The sequence below is a fragment of the Virgibacillus aidingensis genome (assembly GCF_010994035.1).
In the GTDB taxonomy this organism is placed as follows: domain Bacteria; phylum Bacillota; class Bacilli; order Bacillales; family Amphibacillaceae; genus Virgibacillus_N.
The window spans coordinates 80,844-106,126 of record NZ_WIXN01000005.1 but is presented as its reverse complement, the minus strand read 5'-3'; the positions used below and the strand labels follow the sequence as shown (position 1 = coordinate 106,126).

At 40.9% G+C, this 25,283-nt stretch carries 22 protein-coding genes; 2 read left to right on the top strand and 20 right to left on the bottom strand.

The features are described 5' to 3' along the window. Positions 1-36: 36 nt before the first annotated feature. The 5 genes from recG to GHD25_RS05735 all read right to left on the bottom strand — a co-directional run bounded on the left by recG (position 37) and on the right by GHD25_RS05735 (position 6,160). Entirely contained in the window at positions 37-2,076 is a 2,040-nt protein-coding gene (gene recG / locus GHD25_RS05755; RefSeq protein ID WP_346426774.1) for an ATP-dependent DNA helicase RecG, read from the bottom strand. A gap of 8 nt (positions 2,077-2,084) precedes the next feature. Continuing rightward, complete coding sequence (sdaAA, locus tag GHD25_RS05750; protein ID WP_164215424.1) at positions 2,085-2,960, bottom strand: L-serine ammonia-lyase, iron-sulfur-dependent, subunit alpha; 876 nt, start codon at positions 2,958-2,960, stop codon at positions 2,085-2,087. Between the two features lie 22 nt (positions 2,961-2,982). Continuing rightward, positions 2,983-3,645, bottom strand: coding sequence for an L-serine ammonia-lyase, iron-sulfur-dependent subunit beta (gene sdaAB, locus GHD25_RS05745; protein WP_164215423.1), 663 nt, complete (start codon positions 3,643-3,645; stop codon positions 2,983-2,985). Positions 3,646-4,098: 453 nt separating this feature from the next. Further along, a complete protein-coding gene (locus tag GHD25_RS05740) occupies positions 4,099-5,760 on the bottom strand; it encodes a DAK2 domain-containing protein (RefSeq protein ID WP_164215422.1) in 1,662 nt (553 codons plus the stop codon). Positions 5,761-5,797: 37 nt separating this feature from the next. Further along, the gene (locus GHD25_RS05735; protein ID WP_164215421.1) at positions 5,798-6,160 is read right to left on the bottom strand and encodes an Asp23/Gls24 family envelope stress response protein; all 363 of its coding nucleotides are present in this window, start codon (positions 6,158-6,160) and stop codon (positions 5,798-5,800) included. Between the two features lie 235 nt (positions 6,161-6,395). Between GHD25_RS05735 and rpmB the strand changes: the two genes are divergently transcribed. Next, entirely contained in the window at positions 6,396-6,584 is a 189-nt protein-coding gene (gene rpmB / locus GHD25_RS05730; RefSeq protein ID WP_164215420.1) for a 50S ribosomal protein L28, read from the top strand. Between the two features lie 322 nt (positions 6,585-6,906). Here the strand turns inward: rpmB and spoVM are convergent, their stop codons facing one another. The 15 genes from spoVM to GHD25_RS05660 all read right to left on the bottom strand — a co-directional run bounded on the left by spoVM (position 6,907) and on the right by GHD25_RS05660 (position 23,396). Further along, on the bottom strand, positions 6,907-6,990 hold the full coding sequence (gene spoVM / locus GHD25_RS05725; RefSeq protein WP_164215549.1) for a stage V sporulation protein SpoVM: 84 nt from the start codon (positions 6,988-6,990) through the stop codon (positions 6,907-6,909). 30 nt (positions 6,991-7,020) lie between these two features. Continuing rightward, positions 7,021-7,656 (bottom strand): thiamine diphosphokinase, encoded by a 636-nt coding sequence (locus tag GHD25_RS05720; protein WP_240452229.1) that lies wholly within the window; start codon positions 7,654-7,656, stop codon positions 7,021-7,023. Between the two features lie 24 nt (positions 7,657-7,680). Further along, positions 7,681-8,340, bottom strand: a complete 660-nt coding sequence (gene rpe, locus GHD25_RS05715; protein ID WP_164215418.1) for a ribulose-phosphate 3-epimerase — start codon at positions 8,338-8,340, stop codon at positions 7,681-7,683. 284 nt (positions 8,341-8,624) lie between these two features. Then, complete coding sequence (gene rsgA, locus GHD25_RS05710) at positions 8,625-9,506, bottom strand: ribosome small subunit-dependent GTPase A (RefSeq protein ID WP_164215417.1); 882 nt, start codon at positions 9,504-9,506, stop codon at positions 8,625-8,627. After that, entirely contained in the window at positions 9,507-11,531 is a 2,025-nt protein-coding gene (gene pknB, locus GHD25_RS05705; protein ID WP_164215416.1) for a Stk1 family PASTA domain-containing Ser/Thr kinase, read from the bottom strand. Next, complete coding sequence (locus tag GHD25_RS05700; RefSeq protein WP_164215415.1) at positions 11,525-12,286, bottom strand: Stp1/IreP family PP2C-type Ser/Thr phosphatase; 762 nt, start codon at positions 12,284-12,286, stop codon at positions 11,525-11,527. The genes pknB and GHD25_RS05700 overlap by 7 nt, the downstream gene beginning before the upstream one ends. A gap of 245 nt (positions 12,287-12,531) precedes the next feature. Next, positions 12,532-13,881, bottom strand: coding sequence for a 16S rRNA (cytosine(967)-C(5))-methyltransferase RsmB (gene rsmB, locus GHD25_RS05695; RefSeq protein ID WP_164215414.1), 1,350 nt, complete (start codon positions 13,879-13,881; stop codon positions 12,532-12,534). Then, positions 13,882-14,823 carry a methionyl-tRNA formyltransferase gene (gene fmt / locus GHD25_RS05690; RefSeq protein WP_164215413.1) on the bottom strand — a complete coding sequence of 314 codons (942 nt, stop codon included), beginning with the start codon at positions 14,821-14,823 and terminating at the stop codon, positions 13,882-13,884. Between the two features lie 31 nt (positions 14,824-14,854). After that, positions 14,855-17,263, bottom strand: coding sequence for a primosomal protein N' (gene priA, locus GHD25_RS05685; protein WP_164215412.1), 2,409 nt, complete (start codon positions 17,261-17,263; stop codon positions 14,855-14,857). After that, on the bottom strand, positions 17,260-18,465 hold the full coding sequence (coaBC, locus tag GHD25_RS05680; protein WP_164215411.1) for a bifunctional phosphopantothenoylcysteine decarboxylase/phosphopantothenate--cysteine ligase CoaBC: 1,206 nt from the start codon (positions 18,463-18,465) through the stop codon (positions 17,260-17,262). Before coaBC ends, priA begins: the two co-directional genes overlap by 4 nt. Before the next feature lie 221 nt (positions 18,466-18,686). Then, positions 18,687-18,881: a DNA-directed RNA polymerase subunit omega gene (gene rpoZ, locus GHD25_RS05675; RefSeq protein WP_164215548.1), complete on the bottom strand. Its 195-nt coding sequence runs from the start codon at positions 18,879-18,881 to the stop codon at positions 18,687-18,689. A 143-nt stretch (positions 18,882-19,024) separates the two neighbouring features. Continuing rightward, the gene (gene remA, locus GHD25_RS05670) at positions 19,025-19,288 is read right to left on the bottom strand and encodes an extracellular matrix/biofilm regulator RemA (protein WP_164215410.1); all 264 of its coding nucleotides are present in this window, start codon (positions 19,286-19,288) and stop codon (positions 19,025-19,027) included. Between the two features lie 33 nt (positions 19,289-19,321). Continuing rightward, a complete protein-coding gene (locus GHD25_RS20150) occupies positions 19,322-19,453 on the bottom strand; it encodes a hypothetical protein (RefSeq protein ID WP_276207799.1) in 132 nt (43 codons plus the stop codon). A 61-nt stretch (positions 19,454-19,514) separates the two neighbouring features. Then, the gene (locus GHD25_RS05665) at positions 19,515-20,402 is read right to left on the bottom strand and encodes a YicC/YloC family endoribonuclease (protein WP_164215409.1); all 888 of its coding nucleotides are present in this window, start codon (positions 20,400-20,402) and stop codon (positions 19,515-19,517) included. A gap of 339 nt (positions 20,403-20,741) precedes the next feature. Continuing rightward, positions 20,742-23,396 carry a calcium-translocating P-type ATPase, SERCA-type gene (locus GHD25_RS05660; protein ID WP_164215408.1) on the bottom strand — a complete coding sequence of 885 codons (2,655 nt, stop codon included), beginning with the start codon at positions 23,394-23,396 and terminating at the stop codon, positions 20,742-20,744. A gap of 147 nt (positions 23,397-23,543) precedes the next feature. Between GHD25_RS05660 and GHD25_RS05655 the strand changes: the two genes are divergently transcribed. Beyond that, positions 23,544-25,253, top strand: coding sequence for an Rqc2 family fibronectin-binding protein (locus GHD25_RS05655; protein WP_164215407.1), 1,710 nt, complete (start codon positions 23,544-23,546; stop codon positions 25,251-25,253). Positions 25,254-25,283 lie beyond the last annotated feature (30 nt).

Sequence of the window (25,283 nt, the reverse complement as noted above, 5' to 3'; positions counted from 1 at the left end):
ATATATAATACCATTTTTATTAATGCAAGTCCCCGGCTAATCCAATTTTTCTGTTAGTGAGAGATCATTTTCAATAATCTTCTGAAGGGAATGATATGTTTCATCTTCTTCCAGCAGGTTTAACGCGATTATTTCTTCTGCGTCCTTGCGGGCCTGCTCCAATGCACGATAATCATGAATCATATCGGCAACTTGAAATTCAGGAATGCCGCTTTGTTTCTTTCCAAAAAAGTCGCCGGGACCTCTAAGCTGCAAATCTTTTTCAGCCAGTTCAAAACCGTTATTCGTTTCTGTCATAATTCGCATTCGTTCTTTTCCTACTTCACCTTTTGGATCTGAGATTAAAATACAATAGCTCTGTTGATCGCCTCTGCCGACTCTCCCTCTCAGCTGGTGCAGCTGGGCCAGACCAAATCGGTCTGCATCATAAATTAACATTACTGTTGCATTAGGCACATTGACTCCTACTTCCACCACAGTTGTTGAGACAAGAATTTGAATATCATTTTCCGTAAACTGTTTCATGATGGATTCTTTTTCATCTGCAGGCAGCCTTCCATGCATGAGCCCGACATTTGTATTGGATTGAAAATAGTCTGTTAGCTGATCATACAAATCAACGGCGTTTTGAATATCCAATTTATCCGATTCCTCTATCAGCGGACAAATAACGTAAGCTTGTTCCCCATTTGCCAGTCTCTTTTGTATAAATTGCAAAACCCGTTCAAGCATGTTTTCTTTTACCCAGTAGGTGTCAATTTCTTTTCTCCCTGCAGGCATTTCATCAATTACGGAAACATCCATATCCCCAAATGCGGTGATCGCCAGGGTCCGCGGTATAGGTGTCGCTGTCATAAATAATACATCAGGATCCAGGCCTTTATCCCTTAATTCTCTCCTCTGGTTCACACCAAACCGGTGCTGTTCATCTACGATTACCGTGCCTAAGTCATCGAAATAGACATCTTCCTGGATGAGAGCATGTGTACCTATCACAATATGCACATCATGATTTTCAACTGCTTGGAGTATTTCTTTTCTTCTTTTCCCTTTTACTGAACCGGTTAACAATGCAATATTTGCTTTGCCCCCAAACAACTCTGTCAAACTCTGAAAATGCTGTTCAGCCAGTATTTCCGTAGGTACCATCAATGCTCCCTGCTTCCCTGCAGTTACTGCCGCATAAAGACATATTGCGGCTACAGCTGTTTTTCCCGACCCCACATCCCCCTGGAGCAGCCGATTCATCCTGTACGGTGATTTCATATCATGCAAAATTTGCGTTAATGCTTTATGTTGCGCCTGGGTTAAACGGAATGGAAAAGATTCAATAAATGCTTTTGTTTTTTCAGCGTCAAACAACTGGGCATTTCCTATAGTCTGTTCTCTAATCTGCTTTCTCAGCATTTGCATTTTTAATTGAAATAGTAAAAACTCTTCGTAAATAAACCTTCTCCTGGCATGTTTCAGGTAAATTCGGTCAGGGGGAAAATGCATCGTTTTAATGGCATTCCGCCTATTTGGCAGTTTATAGTTACTTAAATATCCTTGCGGCAGCATCTCATGTATGTGTTCCCCATATTGGCTAATGGCATTTTTTATCACTTTTTTTAATTTAAAATTTGTTACATTGCCCCTGACTGAATAAACAGGATTGATTGTTTTATCACGCTCTGCCTCGCCTTTTTTATAGTTGCTAACCGTGATCTGCAGTCTATGTGCATCCCATTTCCCGGTAAGCGTGAAGATATCATCTTTATTTATTTGCTTTTTGGCAAAAGCACGGTTAAACATGACAGCTTTTACAGCAATATTTTCTACTTCCACCGTAAAGGACAGACGTGATTTTTTTCTGCCGTAAAAGGTAAGGGAAGGTTCCGATACAACCCTTCCCTCAATGGTTACTTTATCATCATGAATTAATTCGCTAAGCGGTTTAATTTCATAAACATCATATTTATAAGGAAAATAATGCAATAAGTCATCTACTGTTAATATATGCATTGCAGCCAAATCTTCTGCTAATTTTTCCCCTACTCCTTTAACCGTTGATACAGCATTACTCAGCAACCTGATCCCTCTTTCTACACTGTCATTCCAAAGATTTTTTCTTTCAGCAGCCGGCCTGTTGGCGTATCAGCAAGCCCGCCTTCCCCGGTTTCACGCAGGCTCGAAGGCATTTGTTTTCCAATTCGGTACATAGCTCCTATTACCTCATCACATGGAATCCGGCTTGTAACTCCGGCAAGCGCAAGATCCGCGGAAACGATGGCCAGAGATGAACCTGCAGCGTTTCGTTTTACACAAGGCACCTCTACTAAACCGGCGACCGGATCACATACCAACCCAAGCATGTTTTTTAATGTGATAGCAAATGCATCTGCAGATTGCTGTGGTGTGCCTCCAGCCATTTCCACAATGGCAGCTGAAGCCATAGCTCCCGCTGAACCGACCTCCGCCTGGCAGCCCCCGGCCGCACCGGATATAAACGCATTATTGGCTACAACAAACCCAAAAGCACCGGATGTGAACAGAAAGCGAATCATTTGTTCACGGGTAGGATTCAGCTGATTTTTCACAGCAAATAAAGTCCCGGGAACACACCCGGCACTGCCGGCAGTTGGGGTTGCACAAATTGTCCCCATAGCTGCATTCACCTCATTGGTCCCCATCGCCTTGCTTACTGCATCCAGCATGAGATTTCCGGAAAGCGGTGTTTTTTCCTTCATGTATTTTTGAACTAAGACAGCGTCTCCCCCAGTTAAACCAGTAACAGAGTTTACGCCTTCAAGTGCCTCCTCAATCGCGTTTTCCATAACTTCAAGATTCTTTTCCATCTGGGAAAATACTTCTTTACGTGATGTCTCTTTTACTTCCATTTCCTGCCGGATCATGACCTCAGAGATTAAAATATTTTCCTTTTCCGCTATTTTCACTAACTCTTCTACAGTACGAAACATACATATCCCCCTCCTTTAAAGATCAGCTGACAATCTTTGCAATTTGATTAATGTGATCTGCTCTTTCCAATTCATTCATAATGGCATCATCGACATTCTGGTCTACCTCAATCACCATTAAAGCATCTTTACCGATATCTTTACGGTTGACCTCCATATGGCCGATATTGATTTCATTTTTTGCAAGAATTTTAGTGACGGAGGCTATAGCACCAAACCGGTCATTATGCATAATAAGTATAGCAGGATGGTTACCGGATAATCGCAATTGAAAACCGTTCAATTCTGTTATTTCCACTTTGCCGCCGCCAATGGAAATACCGGTCAGTTCAATAGAATGATGATCATTTCCGATACATAGCCTTGCAGTGTTGGGGTGATCCGCTGCTGCTGTATCTTCGATGAACTCGATAGTTATATTTTTCTCTTTGGCTATTTCCAAAGCCTTGCTCATTCTTGGATCATCTGTTTCAAAACCAAGTAATCCGCCGGCTAAAGCAAAGTCGGTACCATGACCTTTATATGTTTTTGCAAAGGACTCATATAAGTAAATCTTTGCCCATGCTGGCTCTTCTCCCAATAAATGCCGTGCTGCTTTTCCTATTCTCGCAGCACCTGCTGTATGTGAACTGGATGGGCCAATCATGACCGGACCAATAATATCAAACACGGAATTATATTTCATAAATGCCTCACCATCCTAATACGCTGATTTTCTTTTTGTGCGTGAATCCAATAAAAAGTATACCAAAAAACACGGAAATAAGCATGGCGTACAGGTGCTAAACTGAACATTACGCCCTCTTATCCCTCAGACATTCATCATGGGATAACGAGAAGTGGCGACACTTGGAAAATTTGCTTTTTCCCGTCTTTTAGTGAATGCGTTTGTTATCTTACTTAAGAGTTATAGATTTTTTGCTTTTGTCCGTCCCTCCATAAACATTTGGGGGTGTCATGCAGTCATTCCCCCCTAACTTAAAGGGGCGGAATACATTAATCAGTAAAACCTGTGTAAATAAAGTCTATGCTCTTTCGAATGAAATGGCTGTTCCTGAAAGAGCGGGGCATACTATAGGGCATTAAGGTTGCTGCTTAAGTAAAAAAACCGCCGATATTCCGGCGGTCTTTTTTACTTTTATTCAACTGAAAAAATAAATGAGTAAATTGGCTGGGCACCATTGTGCACTTCCACTTCTATATCTTCGTAGTTCTCTTCTATATAAGAAACAAGCTCATCCACTTCTGTTTCTCCTGCATCTTCTCCGTATAAAATCGTGAGGATTTCATCCTCTTCCGTGATCATTTCACCTAACAGCAATTTAACTGCTTCTTGTTGATCTTGATGTGTCGCCTTAATGGCTCCATCCAAAATCCCCATAAAGTTTCCTTCTTCAATTAACATGCCATTAATCTTTGTATCCCGCACTGCGTATGTTACTTGACCTGTTTTAACCTGTTTTCTTGCATCCTCCATTGCTTCCTGGTTTGTTTTTAAATCTGCTTCAGGGTGAAAAGCAAACATAGCACTGATCCCCTGGGGAATCGTTGTAGTCGGCACAACTTTCACATTATCTTCGGCTAATTCTGCTGCCTGTTCTGCTGCCATTACAATATTTTTGTTATTGGGGAGAATAATCACGTTTTTTGCATTGGCTTCCTTAATTGCTTCCGTAATATCCTGCGTACTCGGATTCATCGTTTGTCCGCCTTCAATTACTTTAGAGACACCTATACTTTCAAATAATTCTTTTATACCGCTTCCCATGGCTACGGTAACAATACCATATTCCGTTTTCTCTTTCGGTTTTTCTTCAGACTTATTATCGCCAACAAGCGCTGTATGCTGCTCCCGCATATTTTCTATCTTCATATTAATCAAGCTGCCATAGCGCTGCCCAAGTGTCATGCAGGTTCCCGGATACTCTGCGTGAATATGGACTTTTACCAGTTCATCATCGGAAACTACCAGTAAAGAATCCCCATGCTCGCTTAATTCCCTGCGAAAAGCATCTTCATCAAATGGATTTTCCTTTATTTTATCATCTTCAAATTTCACCATGAATTCCGTACAATACCCAAATTCAATTTCCGAGGTATCCATAAAATCCTGTGTTACTTTATGATGCTCGGCATTAATCATTTCCCCCATGGCAATTCCATTCGCCTTTTCCGGAAGCGCTTTCCCCTTCAGCGCTGCCAGGAAACCTTCGTAAATCGTAACTAAACCTTGTCCTCCTGAATCAACTACCCCTACCTCTTTTAATACGGGTAAAAGGTCAGGCGTTCTTTTTAAGGAAGCCTTCGCTTCTTTTACAACCTTGTCCATTAATACGATGACATCTTTTTCGCTTTCCGATATTTTAGCCGCTTCTTTCGCAGCATCTTTTGCAACAGTCAAAATGGTGCCTTCAACCGGTTTCATTACAGCTTTATACGCCGTCGCTACGCCGTTATCCAAGGCCGCTGCTATATCTTTTGCATTTGCAAGAGACTTATTTGCCAGTCCTTTTGAAAACCCTCTGAAAATTTGTGAAAGGATAACTCCCGAGTTCCCTCTGGCACCCATTAATAACCCTTTAGCAAAGGCATCAGCTACTTGGGATATATCATCATTTTCCCGCTTCTTTACTTCATTTACACCGGAAGTGATCGATAAATTCATGTTTGTACCTGTATCACCATCGGGTACTGGAAAAACATTAAGTGCGTCTATTTTCTTGGCGTTGTTTGATAAATGGTGTGCTCCCAGCTGAACCATTTGTGCAAACCTTACACCATCTAATTCATGTACTGTCACAATTCTTCCTCCTCTACACTAAAAAGAAATAGCAAAATTAGTCTTTTGCTACTCGCACCCCTTGAATATATATATTTACAGAATCAATAGACAAGCCGAGTGATTGACTGAGCGTATATTTAACCTGGGATTGTACATTATGGGCAACTTCCGAGATTTTTGTGCCATAACTTACGATTATGTACATATCTATATGAAGTTTATCATCTTCCTGGCGAACAACGATGCCTCTGGAAAAGTTTTCTTTCTTTAGCATTTCCGCAATTCCATCCCTGATTTGGCTCTTGGAAGCCATTCCCACAATACCGTAGCATTCCACGGCCGCACCGCCGGCTATTGTTGCAATAACTTCATTTGTTATCGTAACATGGCCATCATTTGTATTAAGTTCTATGGACATAATGATCCCCCTTATAAACGTTTCTCATTATATAAGCATATTTTACTACATATTGATAATGAATAAAAGCAGACTTCTCCTTTTAGTTAAAATTCCCTTATTACAATGGACGATTTTTTATAATCTGTCAAGTAATTATTCTTTATATGCCAAAACAAAAATCGATTGCATTATCCATTCACTTGTGGTAAATTGTATAAGTATGAATTGACACATGGTGATTAGGAGGGATAACATGGCTAGAAAATGTGTTATTACCGGACGGCAAACGCGCAGTGGAAACAAGCGCTCACACGCTATGAATGCTAATAAACGCAATTGGAAGGCAAATGTGCAAAAAGTGCGTATTATGGTAGATGGAAAGCCAAAAAGAGTATACGTATCAGCCCGTGCGCTAAAATCTGGTAAAGTGGAGCGCGTATAATCCGATATTTATTTTCGGTTTGAAATCCATACAAATACAGATCATTATAATGGATTATCATGAAAGCAAACAGCTCTTTATACGGGCAATCATATTCAATGAAAAAGGGAAAGTCACCTGAATAGCTGCAGGTGACTTTTTTATTTACAATCCATCATGGTTCTATAAGTGTCCATTTTTGCTGATCAGCTGTGAACAAACTGTATCGTGCCAAGAGGATTTGTTGTTCAATCCTTGTCTTGCTTTATTACAGGATACTTTCTTAACGTGCTTTACGTGTAAAAAAGCTTCCGCCAAATAAATTGACAAAAGCCTAAAAATATTATTTTTCTTTTTTAAAAACCCCGATAATCACCCTGACAAATCCACCGACCACCCTTGGAAGCTTAATCGTATAAAATTTCATGAGTTCTTCCTCCTCTTTTACAAACAAAGCTTATCCTTCAATTGCATCTCGACTCTTTATTAATAATAATATGCCTTCATTAAAGGAAAAAGTACCACTTTTTTTAATAAGCTCGTTTGATATACAAAGTGTAGAACCCCAATATATATCCTGATTTGCCAAAGGGTAATAAAACCCTTTTAATGTAAGCCCTTCTACTTCAGGGCTGAATGGGATAAAAGAGATGTACGGGTACCGGCTATCCTGATTGATTTGATGCTCCCCCGGCAATGTCAATTCCAAATAATTATTTTCATTGACGATCATCCCCCGTATTCCTTTTGTAACGAAAGAATACAATAATTGGATATTTGACAACTCATGATCAAGTCTGCCGCCGGTTACTCCGAATAAATATACTTGATCTGCATTTAGTTCCATTGCTTTTAACAATGCAATTTCCAAGTCGGTTTCAGCTTTCTCGGAGGGATATTCTTCCATAGAGACAGCGTAATCCATTAACATTCTTTTCTCTATATCAGTGATGGAGTCAAAATCTCCCACCGCATAATCGACCCGGATTTGCCGTTCAATTAATGTTATTGCGCCCCGGTCTGCACCAATCCATATATTGATTTTTTTATCATATTCGGAAAGATCCCCTGGGGAATCAGGAGAGCTCCCCATTATACCAACAGATAACATACCATTCTATTTCCCTTCTGCCGCCTGCCGGATAATTTCCATTGCAGCCCGCCTGTCGTCTTGGCCGAAAACTGCACTTCCTGCTACTAAAACATCGGCCCCTGCCAAAGTACAATGTCTTGCCGTGTCTTTATTTACCCCGCCGTCTACTTCTATTTCAAACCGCAAGCCCATTTCTTTTCTCCATGCTGCCACCTGTTCTACTTTTTTAACACAATTTTTGATAAATGCCTGACCGCCAAAACCTGGATTAACCGTCATAATCAGGACAAGATCTATGTCTGGCAAAACAGGGCGAAGAGTTTCTGCCGGGGTTGCAGGGTTAATGACAACCCCGGCTTTTTTCCCTTGATTTTTTATCAGCTGAACAGTCCGGTGAAGATGAACACTGGCTTCCTGATGAACGGTAATTATATCTGCACCGGCAGAAGCAAAAGCAGGAATATAATCGTCCGGATTTTCTATCATTAAATGAACATCCAAAGGCAGTTTTGTTTTAGGTTTAATTGCATTTACAATTAATGGGCCGATCGTAATATTCGGGACAAAATGCCCGTCCATCACATCCACATGAATATAGTCTGCTCCGCCATTTTCCACCTCGCTGATTTCCTCTCCCAGTTTAGAAAAATCTGCTGACAAAATTGATGGTGCTATTTTAGTCATAAAAACGGCCGCTGGAACCCCCCTGCTTTTAAGCATGGAGAGGAAAGCGACCTTCCCTCCTTTAACTTATTACTTATTTGTTTTGATTCTGCTAATCTTTACTCATCCGCAGCATATAGCCATATTTGTTCAACAAACCTGACGGCGGATCATGCCGGTGTATGATGGCTTCCAAAAAACAGCTGACGGGCTCCAGTAACTCTATTCCGGAAAACAGGGCGGCAGGCCGCCAGCGGATTAATCAATGCTATTTACAGCCACCGGGCAGACTTGGGTTACTGACATCAATACCGCGGTTTTCGCAATTTAATTTCTTCGTAGAATTGTAAATAGTGCTCATAGCGATATAAGGCAATCTCTCCATCTGAGACAGCTTGCTTAACGGCACATTTAGGTTCCTTGTTATGGGAACAGCCCCGGAATTTGCAATCAGCACTTCTATAACTTATTTCGGGAAAACAATCTCCCAGTTCTTCCAATGCAATTTCATCAAATTCCAGGGAACTAAAACCTGGTGTATCTGCTACCAATCCTTTATTTACTTCAACCAGTTCCACATGCCTTGTCGTATGTCTTCCGCGTCCTAGACTTTCAGAAATTTCCCCGGTCGGTAAAAATAAAGATGGCATCAGCCCATTTAGCAGTGAAGATTTCCCTACACCGGACTGGCCTGCAATGACACTTACTTTGCCGGGAAAATACGTTTTTAAATCCGAGGTTTCGGTTAACTCATCCGCGGATAACAACTCCACGTCATAGCCTATCCTTTTATATTCTTCCCGGTAGTTTTCCAATTCCTCCTTGAGTGAAGCAGTGGCCAAGTCCAATTTATTGATGATAATAATCGGTTTAATATCCTTAGCCTCAATTAAAACCAAAAAGCGGTCCAGCAATTTGGTGCTGAAATCAGGCTTTGCTGCAGAACTGACAATGATCGCCTGATCAATATTTGCAATTGGCGGACGGACCAATTCATTTTTTCTTTTTTCAATTTTCATTACGTATCCTTCATATTCATCGCTTATATCAAATTGCACAAAATCACCGACAAGGGGAGTGGTTTTGTTTTTGCGGAAAACTCCCCTTCCTCTGCATTGATAGAGCTTGTCTCCGGATTTCACATAATAAAAACCGCTTAGGGCTTTTACGATTCTTCCTTCTGCCATTTATCCACCATCCTCATAGGAAATCGTTTCATTGCTGACAATATCTTCCCCAAGCATGATCAAATATTCCCCCTGTGTCTCAGGTGCAATGGTTAATGTAAACTCAAATGGCGTATCTTCCGTAATTGTCTCTTCTATATATACTTCCGATATATCATTATTGACATCATGGATATACACGCGCACCGTTTCTTCTTCATTATCTTCTTCAGGCTCAAATGAAACGGTATAATTAACGGTATGGGATACCGGCGGCAGTTCTTCCGGTCCGGTCGAAATATAAACATTGACTGTGGACCCTTCCTCCATTTCCGTATTTGCTTCAGGATCCTGTCTGATTACTTCCCCTTCCGGTACGGAATCCGAATTTTCCTGATGCATATTCATGATCAAATTATTCCCTTCCAGATAGTCCCTTGCCTCCTGTTCAGTCATTCCCCTTAGGTTATTCAGACTTACTAATTCCGGTCCCTGACTGACCTCAAAAATAACCCTTGTTTCACTTGGAACAACATCACCGTTTGGAGTTGGCTGAATTTGTGTAATAATTTCCCCAACTGGCCTGTCTGAAAACTTCTCATAGGCTATGACCTCAAAACCTTCCTCTTCCAGAATTCTTCTCACCTGGGAATAATCCCTTCCGACGTAATCCGAAAAATTTACTTTTTCTTTGCCCTGACTGACAAACAGGGTTATGGTCGATTCTTCCTTTACTGTCCTTCCTGCTCTGGGATCGGACCTTACTACTAACCCTTCCTCTATTTCCTCAGAGAAAATCAGCTCTTCTTCTGCTGACAGATTGTGCATTTCCAGTTCTTCCACCGCTTCATCATATTCCATTTCCGAAACATCAGGAACAGTTACATCCTCAGGCTGCAGTATGCCGGGAATAATAAATAAAGCCGCAATTCCTGATGCCAGCAAAATAAACAGGATCAACAGAATGATCCACTTCTTCTTTTTTTTCTTTTTATTTTTATTTTTTTTCCCTTTTTTCTTTTTCTTCTTTCCATTCGCTGTTCCAGCTGCCGCTTTTTCTTCCTCATCTGCCATATCCTCGCTGAAATTTTTCGTTGTGCCATCGGCATGATGAACGATGGTGTCCTGATCGGTATCCTGAATATGATTATCTGTAATAATCGGTATTGCTTTTGTTTCCTCCCCGACTTCTACAGGTGGTGTATAGACTGCTTCATTTATTTTATCCGGGTCCATCGCCGATTCAAGTGCCTGCTCAAGTCCGGCTACGTTCTCATATCTGTGAAAAGGGTCCTTCGCCATGGCTTTTAATACAATATTTTCTACACTCTGTGGAATATTTTCGTTAAACCGTCTTACAGATGGTGTATCATTTTGTAGATGCTTTAATGCAATGGAGACTGGAGATTCTCCTGAAAAAGGAAGCCTGCCTGTTAAAAGTTCATATAATACGACCCCGATCGAATAAATATCCGATTTCTTTGTAGCCATACCTCCCCTGGCTTGCTCCGGCGATAGATAATGCACAGAACCCAAAATGGAGTTTGTCTGTGTTAAAGACGTCGCACTCAGTGCCATTGCAATTCCAAAGTCTGTCACCTTTACCTTGCCATGGGAATCCATTAAAATATTCTGCGGCTTTATATCCCGATGAACAATCCCATTTGCATGGGCATGGGTGATGGCAGAGGTAATCTGCTTCATAATATCAAGTGCTTCATTGACTTCAAGCGGCCCCCGCTGTAATATGTATTCCTTCAGTGTCATACCATCGACGTATTCCATCACCATATATAAAATATGATCTTCTTCACCAACGTCATAAATATTTACGATATTCGGATGGGATAAACTTGTTGCTGACTGTGCCTCTCTGTCAAAGCGTGCGATAAACTCCTCATCGTTGGCGTATTCCAGGCGGAGTACTTTTATGGCAACTTCCCGTTCCAGTATCATATCTCTGGCCAAATATACGTTTGCCATGCCCCCTCCACCGATGGTCTCCTTGATTTGATAACGTTCATTCAAAAGGCGGCCATTCAGCATGAATCTTCACCACCCTTTGATGAAGGATCATAATGGATGAGAATGAGTGAGATGTTATCCTCTCCCCCTCTGTCATTAGCCAATTGAACCATATTTTCCCCAATTTCCTGCAAATCCTTATCAGAGGAAATAAGTGCTTCCAGTTCTTCATCAGATACTTTATTGGTCAAGCCATCAGAACATAATAATAGTTTATCCCCTTGCTCCCAACTCATCGATTCCAAGTCGGAAGTGATATGTTCCTCTGTTCCAAGTGCTCTTAAAAGGACGTTTTTCCTCGGATGCTGCTCGGCTGCATCTTTAGAAATCTGTCCGGACCGGACAAGTTCATTGACCAATGAATGATCCTCGGTTACCTGATTAAACCGTGATCCGCTCAGCATATAGCAGCGGCTGTCTCCAATATGCGCTATGGTTACAAACTCCTCAGTACAAATGGCAATGACAATGGTGGTGCCCATACCCTCACATTCAGGTTTTTGAAAACCGTAAGAATAAATGGAATGGTTTATTTCAGATATTACAGATGACAGCCATTGTTCCGTTTCTTCCGGTGAACTCAGTTCACTTTGCTGCTTCCATTTTTCTTCCATTAAAGATATGGCCATTTGGCTGGCGACGTCCCCTGCCTGATGTCCTCCCATACCGTCAGCTATAATCGCTAAGAACTGATCGGACAGATTATAAAAAATTCCGCCTGCATCCTCATTATGACTTCTCACTTTTCCCTGATCAGTTAAAAATCGAGCTTTCATCCTTTCACCCCTTTTTCACAACAGATACACTTGCTATAAAGTATGACATAAGATTGCCTCAAAAAGAACAATTTATATTTAATTTTTTTCATGAACACCGTTAATCCATTGCCAAAGTTTTAACCCTCGTCCCGCTCCGGCATCCGGCAGCCAGCGAGGCTTACATTGGACACGGGAACACCAGTGTTTTATGGCGGGGTGAGCATTTATGCCGTACACAATCCGTATGCCTATACGGGAAATACTTATGATTTTCTTTTCAATCTTGTCAAAAAGAAACCATCTGTTTCAAAAAACTGCGGAAATAACTGCAGGCCATAATCTGATATCCCAACAGATGTTTTTAACATGGAAGGCAGTTCTTCAAAAAAGTTCACATCAATTATATAGTCGTTATGATTATTCAGGAATTGCCTTACTACTTCTTCATTTTCTTCTTTGTCCACGGTACATGTACTGTAAACCAATAATCCATTTTGCTTAAGCAATGGGGCCACTTCTCCCAGTATATCCAATTGAATTTCCGCAAGACGGTGTATGTCTTTTTCTTCCTTATGGTATTTTATTTCCGGTTTTCCGCGAATGACGCCAAGTCCCGAACATGGTGCATCGACCAAAATACGGTCAAAACTCTTCTGCTGATGCACTGCTTGCAGCTTCCTTGCATCCTTCGCCCCAGTATGAATAATATTTAGTCCAAGTTGATTGGCCTTCTGTTTAATTAGTTTTATTTTCTTTTTATGGAGGTCATAGGCATGGATTTCCCCTCTATTCCCCATTTTTTCCGCGATATGCGTTACTTTCCCTCCAGGTGCACTGCACGCATCAAGTACACGCATTTCAGAAGACAATTTCAGCATCTCCGCCGGGAGCATGGAGCTTTGATCCTGTATTGTCAATAATCCCTGCTTAAACAGTTTGCTATTTAATATATTGCCTTTATCAATAATAAGCCCTTGGCCGGAAAAGAAAGAAGGTCTGACTTGATAACCTTCCTCCGTTAATAATTGAATGGCTTCTTCCCGGTTTATTCTTAACGGCTGCACGCGAACAGACAAAGGTTTATAAGTCGTGTTTGCAAAGCACATATCCTTTGTTGTTTCATATCCATAGGCCCTGATCCAGCGTCTTACAAGCCATTCCGGATGGCTCGTCTCTATCGCCAGCCGCTCTGTATCACTTTCTATGAGATCCAATGAAGGAACCCCTTTTCGCTGCACACTTCTCAGTACGCCATTCACAAGTGAAGCAATTCCTTTATGTCCCCGTGATTTAGCTATTTCCACAGCCTCATGTATAATGGCATGGTCAGGTATTCTATCCAAAAAAATCATTTGATAAAGTGACATTCTCAACAAAATGCCCACCCATTGATCCAGCTTCTTTCCCTTATTGATAAAATGCTTCAAGTAATAATCCAGCCTTATTTTATGCTGCAGTGTACCATAAACAATTTCGGTCAGTAATCCTTGATCTTTTGGGGAGATATCCCGGGATTTTATTTCCTGATCAATAAGGAGATTGCTGTAGCCTGTATCCTTTTCAATCCGGATTAGTATTTCAAGCATGCTGTCTCTTAAATTATGTTTACTCATCTAACCACCCATTATTGTACCTGTTTTGATTCTGTCCGTTGAACCGAGCAAGTAATCCTTCACAGCCATTCTTTTTTTGCCTGCAGGCTGTATTTCAGTTAAACGCAGCCCCTTTTGATTTCCACAAATAACAATAATAGCTTCATTATCGTCAATTTTTACAATTTCACCAGGGATCCCTTCGTAGGACGCATCGTCCATCTCCGCCCACCATATTTTCATATTTTTATTTTCATAGGTTGTAAAAGCTACCGGCCATGGATGCATGCCACGAATATGGTTGTATATTTCCTGATTGCTTTTGGTCCAATCAATCTTCTCCTCATCCCTTTTTATATTTGCTGCAAATGTGGCTTTGGCATCATCCTGCTTGATCGGATCCAGCTTATTTGCAAATAAATCAGGAAGTGTATCTGTAAGCAATGCTGCTCCGGCAGCTGACAGTTTGTCATGCAGGCTGCCCACGTGATCATCCTTTTCAATAGGGACTTTCCGCTGGGTTAGAATATCGCCGGCATCCAGTTTTTCCGCCATATACATGATGGTGATCCCTGTTTCCTTTTTTCCCTGCAATATTGCATAGTGAATCGGCGCTCCCCCTCTTAATTCGGGGAGTAAAGATGCATGTACATTAATACACCCGTATTCCGGTGCTTCCAATAACGCTTTGGGCAATATTTGCCCGTATGCTGCTGTAATAATAATATCAGGCTTGAGGACAAGTATTTCTTCATATTGATTTTTCAGTCTCTCCGGCTGAAAAACAGGAATACCGTGTTTTTCAGCTTCGGCTTTAACCGGAGGCGGTGTAATGACACGTTTTCTTCCTTTTGGCCTGTCCGGCTGGGAAACAACGAGAACTACCTCATTGTCCGTTTCCGTCAGGGCTTGTAAAATTGGTACGGAAAAATCCGGCGTTCCCATAAAAACAATTCTCTTCATCCTTAAACCTCCCGTAATAATAAGCGTTCATTCACATTAGATGATACGGCTGCATATCAACTGCTATCATCAGTTCATTTTTTCGTATTTCATCATGAAAATGGGCAAGAATACTGTTCATATATTTATTTAATGAAGGTTCATTTTTGTATTTTACCATGCATTGGAAACGATATCTATCTTTCATGCGCGGAATTGGCGAAGGGCTGGGACCTAATACAACCGTATTTTCATTCACATGGTTTAACAGCGTCTGTACAATTTTTCGTGTTGCCTGTTCTGCTTTAATCCGGTTTTCATGGGAAACGGTGATTAATGCCAAAAAGACATATGGAGGATACTGGAATGTTTTCCTCACAGCCATCTCCTGATTATAAAATGCCTGGAAATTATATTGGCTGGCCAGTTCCACACTGTAATGATCCGGTGTATATGTCTGGACAATAACTTCACCCGTAAGATCATGCCTTCCTGCCCTTCCGCTTACCTGTGTCAATAATTGAAATGTTTTTTCCGATGCCCGGAAGTCAGGTAAATTCAGCATGGAATCCGCTGTAAGCACGCCGGCAAGTGTAACATTGTTAAAGTCCAGTCCTTTGGCAATCATTTGCGTTCCAAGCAAAATATCTGCTTCCCTATTTGAAAATTGATTTAATATCTTTTCATGAGAGCCTTTTCTTCTCGTTGTATCCACATCCATCCGAAGCACCCGTGCTTCTGGTATTAATTGGGTCAGTGCTTCTTCCACCCGCTGTGTTCCTGTACCGAAATAACGAATTAAATCACTGTCACATTCCGGGCATAGTGCAGGCAGACTTTCTTCATAGGAGCAATAATGACATTTCAGCCTGCTGGAATTCTTATGAAAGGTTAAAGCAATGTCGCAATGCGGGCATTCATTGACAAAGCCGCATTCTCGGCACATGACAAATGTGGAATACCCCCTTCTGTTAAGCAATAAAACAATTTGTTCTCCCTTATCAATACAGTCTCTCATTTTTTCCGTCAGCAGGTGAGAAAACATGGAGCGGTTGCCTGCATGAAGTTCTTTTCTCATATCCACTATCTCTACGGAAGGCATTTCCTTTTCGTTTGTCCGCTTTGTCAGGGAAATCAATTGATAAACACCTTTTTTTGCTCTTGCGTATGATTCGAGTGTCGGTGTTGCACTTCCTAAAATAACCGGGCATTGATGATATTCCCCTCTTTTTATTGCTATATCCCTGGCATGATAGCGCGGCTGGTCCTCCTGCTTATAAGTAGTTTCATGCTCTTCGTCAATAATGATAATGCCAATATTTTCAAACGGAGCAAATACGGCAGACCGCGCCCCAACTACTACTTTTACTTCCTTGTTATGCATGCGGCGCCATTCATCATATTTTTCACCTGTTGATAAGCCGCTGTGCATAACAGCTACTTTCGAGCCGAACCGGGCCTTGAACCTGTTAACCATTTGGGGAGTGAGCGAAATTTCCGGCACTAATACAATCGCTTCTTCCCCTTTTTCCAGAACCGTCTGTATGGATTGCAGGTAAATTTCCGTCTTGCCGCTCCCTGTCACCCCATGCAGCAAAAAAACTTCATGTTCCTGATTTGCAATATGCTCATTTACCGGTTTGATTGCTGCTTTTTGTTCTTCTGTCAGTGGAAGGGCTTCTGTTCTTTTTATCATTTTATCATTATATGGATTCCTGTATACCTCCACCTTATCTGACTCCAAAAGCTGCTTATCCACTAATGTTTTTACGGTGCTTTCCGTGACATTGAGCTCACTTTTAAATTTTTGCTTTTCTACTGGATCCGGGTGTTCAATAAAATAGGAAAGTATTTTGCGCTGTTTTTTGGCCTGCTTCGATAAATCAAGCAAGGCTTCTTCCAATAAATGGACAGGTTTTGCAGGCTTTAGCATGGTTGTATATTTTTTTGTGATTTTCGATTTTACGAGGTGTTCAATCGCTATATCACCATCCTGAACCGCTTTTTGCAAATGATAATAACTCATGGATGCCCCTTCAAATTCTTCATATTGGATGCGGTCACGTCCTGCAAAAAGATATTCCAGTTCGGGGTTTAGCTCCATTTCGCTCAAACGCACAATTTCTTTTTTATAATGCGCCTTTAAAACCTGAGGCAGCATAGCCTGAAGAACAGTAATATAAAAGCTGATCGTTTTATCGGCAATCCATTTCCCCAATTCCAGCAATTCATCTGTTAATACCGGTGTGATATCAAGCACATCAATTATTTCCTTTAAATTTCCATGGCTTGATTCATCTGTAAAACCGGTAATAAACCCCATGACCTTTCTGGGACCAAAAGGAACAATGACCCGCATGCCTTCCTGCAAAATATCCTGGAACTTCTCAGGAACTAAATAATCAAATGTCTGATTAATAGAGCTTGCAGGCACATCAACAATGATTTTTGCTATTTTCACCGGCGGTCACCCTTCATATCCCGTTCGATCAATGCAATTATTTCTTTGGCTACTTCTGCTTTAGATGCCAATTCTATTTCTTCTTTCTGCGAATGTTTATTTATATAGGTCGCTATATTTGTATCTCCTTCAAAAGCCGCGGAGACCATATTAATCACAATGGCATCAAGATTTTTTTTCTTTAATTTTTGCATCCCATATTCGATGGGATTAGTTGTTTCAGCTGCAAAACCTACCAAGAATTGCTTGTCCTTTATTTGTCCAAGCGACTGTAATATATCCTTTGTCCTTTCCAATTCTATCTGCAGGTCTCCTTCCTTTTTCTTCATCTTCTCTTCATGCTGCTGCTTTGGCCGGTAGTCTGCAACAGCAGCTGCTTTAATTACAATATCGCTGGCCGGAAAATAGTGATGCATCTGTTCATACATTTCTTCCGCGGAAATTACATCTACCCGCCTGATCAATCCGTTTTCTGTTGTTACATTTGAAGGTCCGGCCACTACCGTAACTTCCGCACCGGCTTCAGCTGCTGCTTCTGCGATCGCAAAACCCATTTTTCCCGTTGATCTGTTGGAAAAGAACCGGACAGGATCTATCACCTCTCTGGTCGGCCCTGCTGAAACGAGTACCTTTTTCCCCTTTAACGGCTGCCTGCCGCTTTTATGTTGGTGTTCCTCAATTACCTTAATAATCTCTTCCGGTTCTTCCAGACGGCCTTTTCCAACATAACCGCAAGCCAGATATCCCGCTCCAGGCTCAATAAAATGATAGCCCCATTCTTCCAGCTGCCCCATATTTCTTATTACGGCAGGGTGGGCGTACATATGAACATTCATAGCCGGAGCGATATATACACTTGCCCGGGTAGCTAGTAACACCGTTGACAGCATATCATCAGCAATACCGCCGGCCAGTTTGCCGATTATATTCGCAGTCGCCGGGGCAATGACAGCTATATCCGCCCAGTCGGCAACATCAATATGGGCAATTTTTTCAGGATCTTTTTCATCAAATGTATCTGTATAAACAGGGTTTCTTGACAAAGCCTGGAAGGTTAATGGAGAAACAAACTCCCTGGCACTTTCAGTCATAATTACTTTTACATTGGCACCTGCCTGTGTCAGTTTGCTGGCAAGCGCACATGCTTTATAGGCGGCAATCCCTCCTGAAACGCCTAATATGACATTCTTATTTTGAACCATGGTTAAGCCCCTCTCAGATAATTTACATCAATTCGGTTGTCCATATTTTCATCATACAACTTTTATTCAGCAATGAAAAAGAATAAAGCTCCTTTACACTTACTTTGTAAAGGAGCTTTGATTATTTGACATATATACTAAAGTATAGGCCCGTCTGTGGTAAACCGCTTGAAAAATGCCGGACTATTTTTTCCGGCTTTGCCATACAAGACAGAAAAGTATTATTCTGCCAAAAATAACTTTCCTTCCTGAACTTCTTCAAGTGCCATGCCTACATATTTTTTGGATTTCGGGTTCTCAACCAATACCTTTTTCGTTTCGCTTATTTCTCTTGCACGTCTGGCAGAAAGCGTGACAAGCGTATATTTTGAATTAATTCTTTCCTGCAATGAATCAATTGATGGTTCCAGCATAATGACCAACCTCCGTATCATAAATGAGCAAAATGAGCAATAATTTTATCTTAACCTTTTTCAAAAGGCAATACACGTAAATTGATTTTTTTAAAAAGAATTCTTTTATTTATCCGGCACACAGACAGCCGTATAAAGTTTCCGCTTTATTGTTCATCTGTTACATCTTCGTGGCTGATCACACGCTGCCCCACTGTTTCCGGCTGAACAGCCGAGAGGATCACATGATCACTATCTGTAACAATTACGGCCCTGGTACGTCTGCCATATGTAGCATCCACTAGTTTATTTTTATCTCTTGCAACCGTAATAATCCGTTTTATAGGAGCTGACTCAGGTGATACGATTGAGATCACCCTATTTGCGGAAACTACATTACCAAATCCAATATTTATCAAACGTAAACTCACAATTGTTCCCCCTATTATTGCTTATTTCCATTACTAAATCGAAGCTTCATTCAGCTGGAGTTTTCCTGCTCCGACCGCTGGATTGTCAAACCGCATGAGTGGGAAGTAATATTCTTCAACATAAACATCCCCGGACGGGAAGTCTATTTCTATAGTTTTCTGCAATATTTCCCCATTAAGCAAGATATATTTTATTATACGTTCATATCCCGGCAAAAAACAACCTTTATTCAATATTTTGAAGTTGTTCTTTTATTTTTTCCATTTCACTCTTTAATAATATCATTTTCTCGCTCAATGCGGCATCCGTGGATTTAGAACCGATGGTATTCGCCTCGCGATGAATTTCCTGTGCAATAAAATCCAATTTGCGGCCGATTGGTGTATCCTGTTTTTGCTGCAGCAAGGAAGAAAATTGTTTGAAGTGACTGTACAAACGGGTTAATTCTTCCGTTATATCTCCTTTTTCCGCAAGCAATATAATTTCCTGTTGGACCCTGTCTTCATCCAAATTTGCTGTATTAGTTATATTTGCTGCTATTCTTTCTGCAATCCGTTCTTTATATCCTTCTATAATTTTCGGACGCATAGCCTCTATTTCCCTAGTCAGTCCGGTTACTGTTTTAATTCTTTCCATTAAATCTTTTTGCAGAAATGCACCTTCTTTTTTTCTCATTCTCAAAACCTGCGAGCAGGCCTGCTGCACACTTTTTATAATTGCATCCTGTAAATCCCCGGGCTGCTGTTCTTTTTCCTGTATGGAGATAATATCCGGAATGGCGGAGATAATTGTAGCTGGAATTTCTCCTGTCAATCCATACCGTTTTTTAGCCAATTTCATTTCATGAATGTATTGCCCCAGCAAATTCCAATCCGTCTGCAGGCTTTTTTCCACAAATCCTTTTCCTTCTATATTAATATAGATTTCTATTCTTCCCCTGTGAAAATAAGATTGGATTTCTTTTTTGATTGCATCCTCCAGAAATAACAAAGAACGTGGTATTTTAGCCGTAAAATCAAAAAAGCGATGATTTACCGTTTTAATTTCAACAGTAATTGTAGTGTCTTCCATATGCAGTTTATCTGCACCATAGCCTGTCATACTTGTTGTCATCTGATCACACCCATATTTGTATTATACGCCAATGATACTAAAATTGAAAACAGAGACTTTTGGTAAGGGGATATTAAATGTAAAAGTCAACTTTTCAGACAGCGTAATGTCCTTGATCCAACGTCAACTGAAGATCCCCTTATATGCACCTCAGCAGATTTAATAATACATGGCAGATAAATAACTTTAATGGCATGTGAAAGAAAACTGTCCCCTTCGCCTGCAGTGCAAATTTCCATCCCATATAGTTAGCCTAATACTAGAAAAGCCTGCTTCATATTGCTTTAATTCTGCAAACAAAATCCCTCTGACAAATAACAATCAGAGGGGTTTTTACTTTTATTTTTTAGTAAAGCCAAACAATACAGTAGGAATCGCGCTCATTGCCCCTATAAATATCCAGTCACTTAAACTGAGTGCAGTTGTATGGAAGATAGGCTGGAGCGGCTCCCAATATATAACAACCAACAGCAGTAATAAAGAAGATAGGACAGCAAATACAAGATACATATTTTCAAATGGGTTTCGTGCAAACACGGACCTTTCACTTCGGCAGTCAAACACGTGAATTAGCTGTGCCATAACCAAAGTAGTGAACGCTACAGTCTGGCCGTAAATCAGGTTATCCGGATTGTTTTGATAAGCAGCCATAAAAGCAATTAACGTGACTACGCCGATCAGTATCCCCCTGGAAATTATTTTATACCCTAAGCCTCTTGCAAATATACCCTCCATGGGATTTCTCGGTTTCTTTTTCATCACATCTCCTTCTGATTTATCCAGGCCCAGCGCCATGGCGGGCAGCCCGTCCGTTACGAGATTAACCCAAAGTATTTGGACAGGGACTAGCGGCAGAGGCATTGCAAGCAACATGGCAAATAACATCACTAATATTTCCCCGACATTGGATGCCAGTAAATATCGAATAAATTTACGAATATTTTCATATATATTTCTGCCTTCTTTAATTGCTGATTTAATCGTAGCAAAATTATCATCCATTAAAATGAGAGAGGATGCTTCTTTTGTTACATCCGTACCATTTATTCCCATGCTAATCCCAATATTACTGGCCTTGATTGCCGGGGCATCATTTACTCCATCCCCTGTCATTGCCACAATATGTCCCCTGTTTTGAAATGCTTTAACGATTTTCAATTTATGTTCAGGCGTCACCCTTGCAAATACATACGTATCATCAATAACATCCTCCAATTGTTCCGCTGACATTTTATTAAGCTGATATCCTTCGAGCACCAAACCTCCTTCAGGCAGCAGATTCAGGTTTTTAGCAATGGCTTGAGCCGTTTTCACATGGTCACCGGTAATCATGACCGTTTTTATCCCTGCCTCTTTACATTCCTCAATAGCCGACTTTACTTCTTTCCTAGGCGGATCAATCATGCCATAAACACCCAGAAAAGTAAGATCTTTTTCTAAAAAGTGCGTATTCAGTGAATCGCTTTTGGAAATGGGGCGTATAGCAATAGCAATGGTTCTTAATGCCTTATTAGCCATATTATTCACAGCTTGATCAATGTCATTTTTATCAGATGGCCGCATCACCTTGCGCCCTTCCCGATCCATGAAATATGCGGACCTTGGAAGAAGTACATCAGGCGCTCCTTTTGTAATCAAAAAACGCATGCCATTCTCATCTTCCACAATGACACTCATCCGCTTTCGATCGGAATCAAAAGGAATTTCCTTAATAATCCGGTATGCTTCAGGTGTTCCTTGTGTAATCCCGAATTTTCTAGCAGCAATTAATAATGCACCATCTGTAGGGTCACCGTCCACATTGTACTTTCCCTTTTTAACAAAAAGCGATGCGTTATTGCATAGCATGCCATTTAAAAGCATGGATTTGAGATTGGGAAATTTTCCATCAATTTTTTTCCTGTTGAGAAAATAATCCCCGCGTAAATCATAGCCGTCCCCGGAGACATAGATGTTTTCTCCATTTAAGTAAAGTTCTTTGACTGTCATTTGATTTTCAGTCATGGTACCGGTCTTATCGGAACAAATAACAGAGGCACAGCCGAGCGTTTCTACAGCTGAAAGCTTTCGGACAATTGCCTTTTTCCTGATCATACGCTGCACACCCAATGATAAAGCAACCGTTACAATGGCAGGAAGTCCTTCGGGAATAGCTGCAACGGCCAGTGATACACCTGCCAAGAACATATTGTAGACAGAATGACCCTGCAATACGCCAAGTACGACTACGAGGGCAGTCAGCAGCAGTGCAACAACGATTAATATTTTTCCAAGCTCGGCCAATTTTCGTTCAAGCGGGGTCATAACTTTTTTCGTATTTACCATTAATGAGGCAATTTGACCCATCACCGTGTTCATGCCAGTGCCCACTACGATCCCCAAACCTGAGCCCCGGGTAACCAGTGTTCCCATAAACCCCATATTCACTTGATCCTGGGCATCCAGATTATCACCCGGTATTGCGGTGGCGTGCTTCATAACCGGAAGTGATTCCCCCGTTAATGCGGATTCCTCTGTTTCCATACTGTTTGATTTTATAATTCTGACGTCAGCTGGAATACGGTCGCCACTATTTATTTTGACAATGTCCCCGACAACTACTTCTTTGGACAACAGCCTTTCCCATTTTCCATGGCGAAGGACGTTGGCCATGGGTGCGGACAATTCTTTTAATTTCTCCATCGATTTTTCTGCTTTTTGTTCCTGGAAAAAACCTATAAATCCGTTAATCAGAACGATTACCATAATAGCAATAGCATCAATATATTCTCCCAGAAGACCAGCTATCAAAGTTGCTGCCAATAGGACCAGGACCATAAAATCCTGAAATTGTTTTAAAAATATTAACCACCTGGAAGGCTTTTTTTGTCCCTGTAAAGTATTTTCCCCGTATTGATTTCGCCTTTGGTTCACCTGTTTTGCATTTAGCCCTTTGTGTGAGGATACATGCAGTTTTTTCTCTATGCTTTCCACGTCTAATTGATACCATTTCATCATACATTCCTCCAAATAAGCACTATAACGGTATTTTCATATCTGGCCTGTCCTTGTCTTTATCTTCCACTTGATTTTTCATTGTTGTTTATAATATCTATGCAGACTTGTCCGCAAAAATGCTATAATTACGGAAGAGGTGATTCTATGCCATTTGACGGAATCGTTACCCGCGCGGTAACAGCGGAATTAAATAGACAACTGACTCCGGGAAAAATTACGAAAATATATCAGCCGACCACAACCGAGCTTGTTTTTACCATCCGGAGCCATGGAAAAAATCATTCACTGCTTTTTTCCATCCATCCAGCCTACGCCCGTTTTCACATCACAGCGGAATCTTTTCAAAATCCGAGGGAAGCACCCATGTTTTGCATGGTGCTCAGAAAGCATATATTGGGAGCGCAGCTGAAAGAAATAAAGCAATATGGCATGGAACGGATCGTTTCTTTCCACATACAGGCCAGAAATGAAATTGGAGATATTTCCAATAAAACGCTGATGCTGGAATTAATGGGAAAGCATAGCAACGTGATGCTCCTGAACGATGGGGATATGATCATCGATAGCCTAAAACATATTTCCGTGTCACAGAACAGGCACCGGACGATTTTACCCGGACATGACTATTTGCTTCCGCCGATGCAGGATAAGCTGAATCCATTGGAAATAGACGGTGAACAATTCATCCGAAAACTTGATTTTAATGAAGGCAAATTGGAAGGACAAATCGTGAATCATTTCGTTGGCTTCTCCCCGTTCATTGCCAAAGAAATTGTATCCCGTGCAAAATTGGGGAATGCCCGGGTATATATGGAAAAGTTTCTTGAAATTCAGGAGCTGATCCATTCCCATCGTTATGAGCCTTCAATCTACCGGGATGATAAAGAGAATTTTCATGTCATCCCCATCACATTTTTATCAGGGGAAAAGGAAACTTATTCATCTGCCAGCAGCATGCTCGATCAATTTTTCTCCGGAAAAGCAGAACGGGACAGAGTTAAGCAGCAGACAAAAGATCTATACCGTTTTATTAAAAACGAGAAGGATAAAAATGTCCGGAAGATGAAAAAACATAGGCAAACATTAAAAAAAGCGGAAAACAAAGATCATTATCAAAAAATGGGTGAACTGCTGACGGCACATATGCATCTCGTTTCACAAGGCGATTCACATGTAACGGTGACTGATTATTACGACCCGCAACAGGGCGAGCTGACCATAGATTTAAATCCGAATAAAACGCCAAGCGAGAATGCGCAAAGCTTTTACAAGACTTATCAAAAGTTAAAAACGTCCAAGGATATTATTGACAGGGAAATCGTCAAAACAAAAAGAGAAATTACGTATCTGGAACAACTGCTTCAGCAAATTGAGGTTGCCAATATGGAAGATATCGAGGAAATTCGGGAAGAACTCAGGGAAGAAGGCTATCTGAAAAAACAAATCAGACAGAAAAAGGGAAAAAACAAACCAAAACTGCCTGTGCCGGAAAAATATACGGCATCAGATGGAACAACTATACTGGTTGGCAAAAACAATAAACAAAATGAATATGTCACAGCGAAACTTGCACATAAAGAGGATACATGGCTGCACACAAAGGATATACCGGGTTCACATGTCATCATACGTTCCAGTGATCCTTCCGAAGAAACATTATTGGAAGCTGCTGTAATTGCTGCCTATTACAGTAAATCACAGCAATCTTCCTCAGTTCCTGTTGACTATACAAAAGTTAAGCATGTTAGAAAACCAAATGGGGCAAAGCCGGGTTATGTCATTTACGATAATCAAAAAACTGTTTTTGTCACTCCGGAGAAAAAGATTGTAGATTTATTAAGAAACGGGAAATGACTATGTTGTATCATGTTATCAGGGTTGGGA

What these genes read in the sequence shown, in the direction of transcription:
- sdaAA (WP_164215424.1), bottom strand. Translation starts at nt 2,960, where the DNA reads ATGTTTCGTACTGTAGAAGAGTTAGTGAAAATAGCGGAAAAGGAAAAT.
- sdaAB (WP_164215423.1), bottom strand. Translation starts at nt 3,645, where the DNA reads ATGAAATATAATTCCGTGTTTGATATTATTGGTCCGGTCATGATTGGC.
- GHD25_RS05735 (WP_164215421.1), bottom strand. Translation starts at nt 6,160, where the DNA reads ATGTCCATAGAACTTAATACAAATGATGGCCATGTTACGATAACAAAT.
- rpmB (WP_164215420.1), top strand. Translation starts at nt 6,396, where the DNA reads ATGGCTAGAAAATGTGTTATTACCGGACGGCAAACGCGCAGTGGAAAC.
- spoVM (WP_164215549.1), bottom strand. Translation starts at nt 6,990, where the DNA reads ATGAAATTTTATACGATTAAGCTTCCAAGGGTGGTCGGTGGATTTGTC.
- GHD25_RS05720 (WP_240452229.1), bottom strand. Translation starts at nt 7,656, where the DNA reads ATGGGGAGCTCTCCTGATTCCCCAGGGGATCTTTCCGAATATGATAAA.
- rpe (WP_164215418.1), bottom strand. Translation starts at nt 8,340, where the DNA reads ATGACTAAAATAGCACCATCAATTTTGTCAGCAGATTTTTCTAAACTG.
- rsgA (WP_164215417.1), bottom strand. Translation starts at nt 9,506, where the DNA reads ATGGCAGAAGGAAGAATCGTAAAAGCCCTAAGCGGTTTTTATTATGTG.
- pknB (WP_164215416.1), bottom strand. Translation starts at nt 11,531, where the DNA reads ATGCTGAATGGCCGCCTTTTGAATGAACGTTATCAAATCAAGGAGACC.
- GHD25_RS05700 (WP_164215415.1), bottom strand. Translation starts at nt 12,286, where the DNA reads ATGAAAGCTCGATTTTTAACTGATCAGGGAAAAGTGAGAAGTCATAAT.
- rsmB (WP_164215414.1), bottom strand. Translation starts at nt 13,881, where the DNA reads ATGAGTAAACATAATTTAAGAGACAGCATGCTTGAAATACTAATCCGG.
- fmt (WP_164215413.1), bottom strand. Translation starts at nt 14,823, where the DNA reads ATGAAGAGAATTGTTTTTATGGGAACGCCGGATTTTTCCGTACCAATT.
- coaBC (WP_164215411.1), bottom strand. Translation starts at nt 18,465, where the DNA reads ATGGTTCAAAATAAGAATGTCATATTAGGCGTTTCAGGAGGGATTGCC.
- GHD25_RS05665 (WP_164215409.1), bottom strand. Translation starts at nt 20,402, where the DNA reads ATGACAACAAGTATGACAGGCTATGGTGCAGATAAACTGCATATGGAA.
- GHD25_RS05660 (WP_164215408.1), bottom strand. Translation starts at nt 23,396, where the DNA reads ATGAAATGGTATCAATTAGACGTGGAAAGCATAGAGAAAAAACTGCAT.
- GHD25_RS05655 (WP_164215407.1), top strand. Translation starts at nt 23,544, where the DNA reads ATGCCATTTGACGGAATCGTTACCCGCGCGGTAACAGCGGAATTAAAT.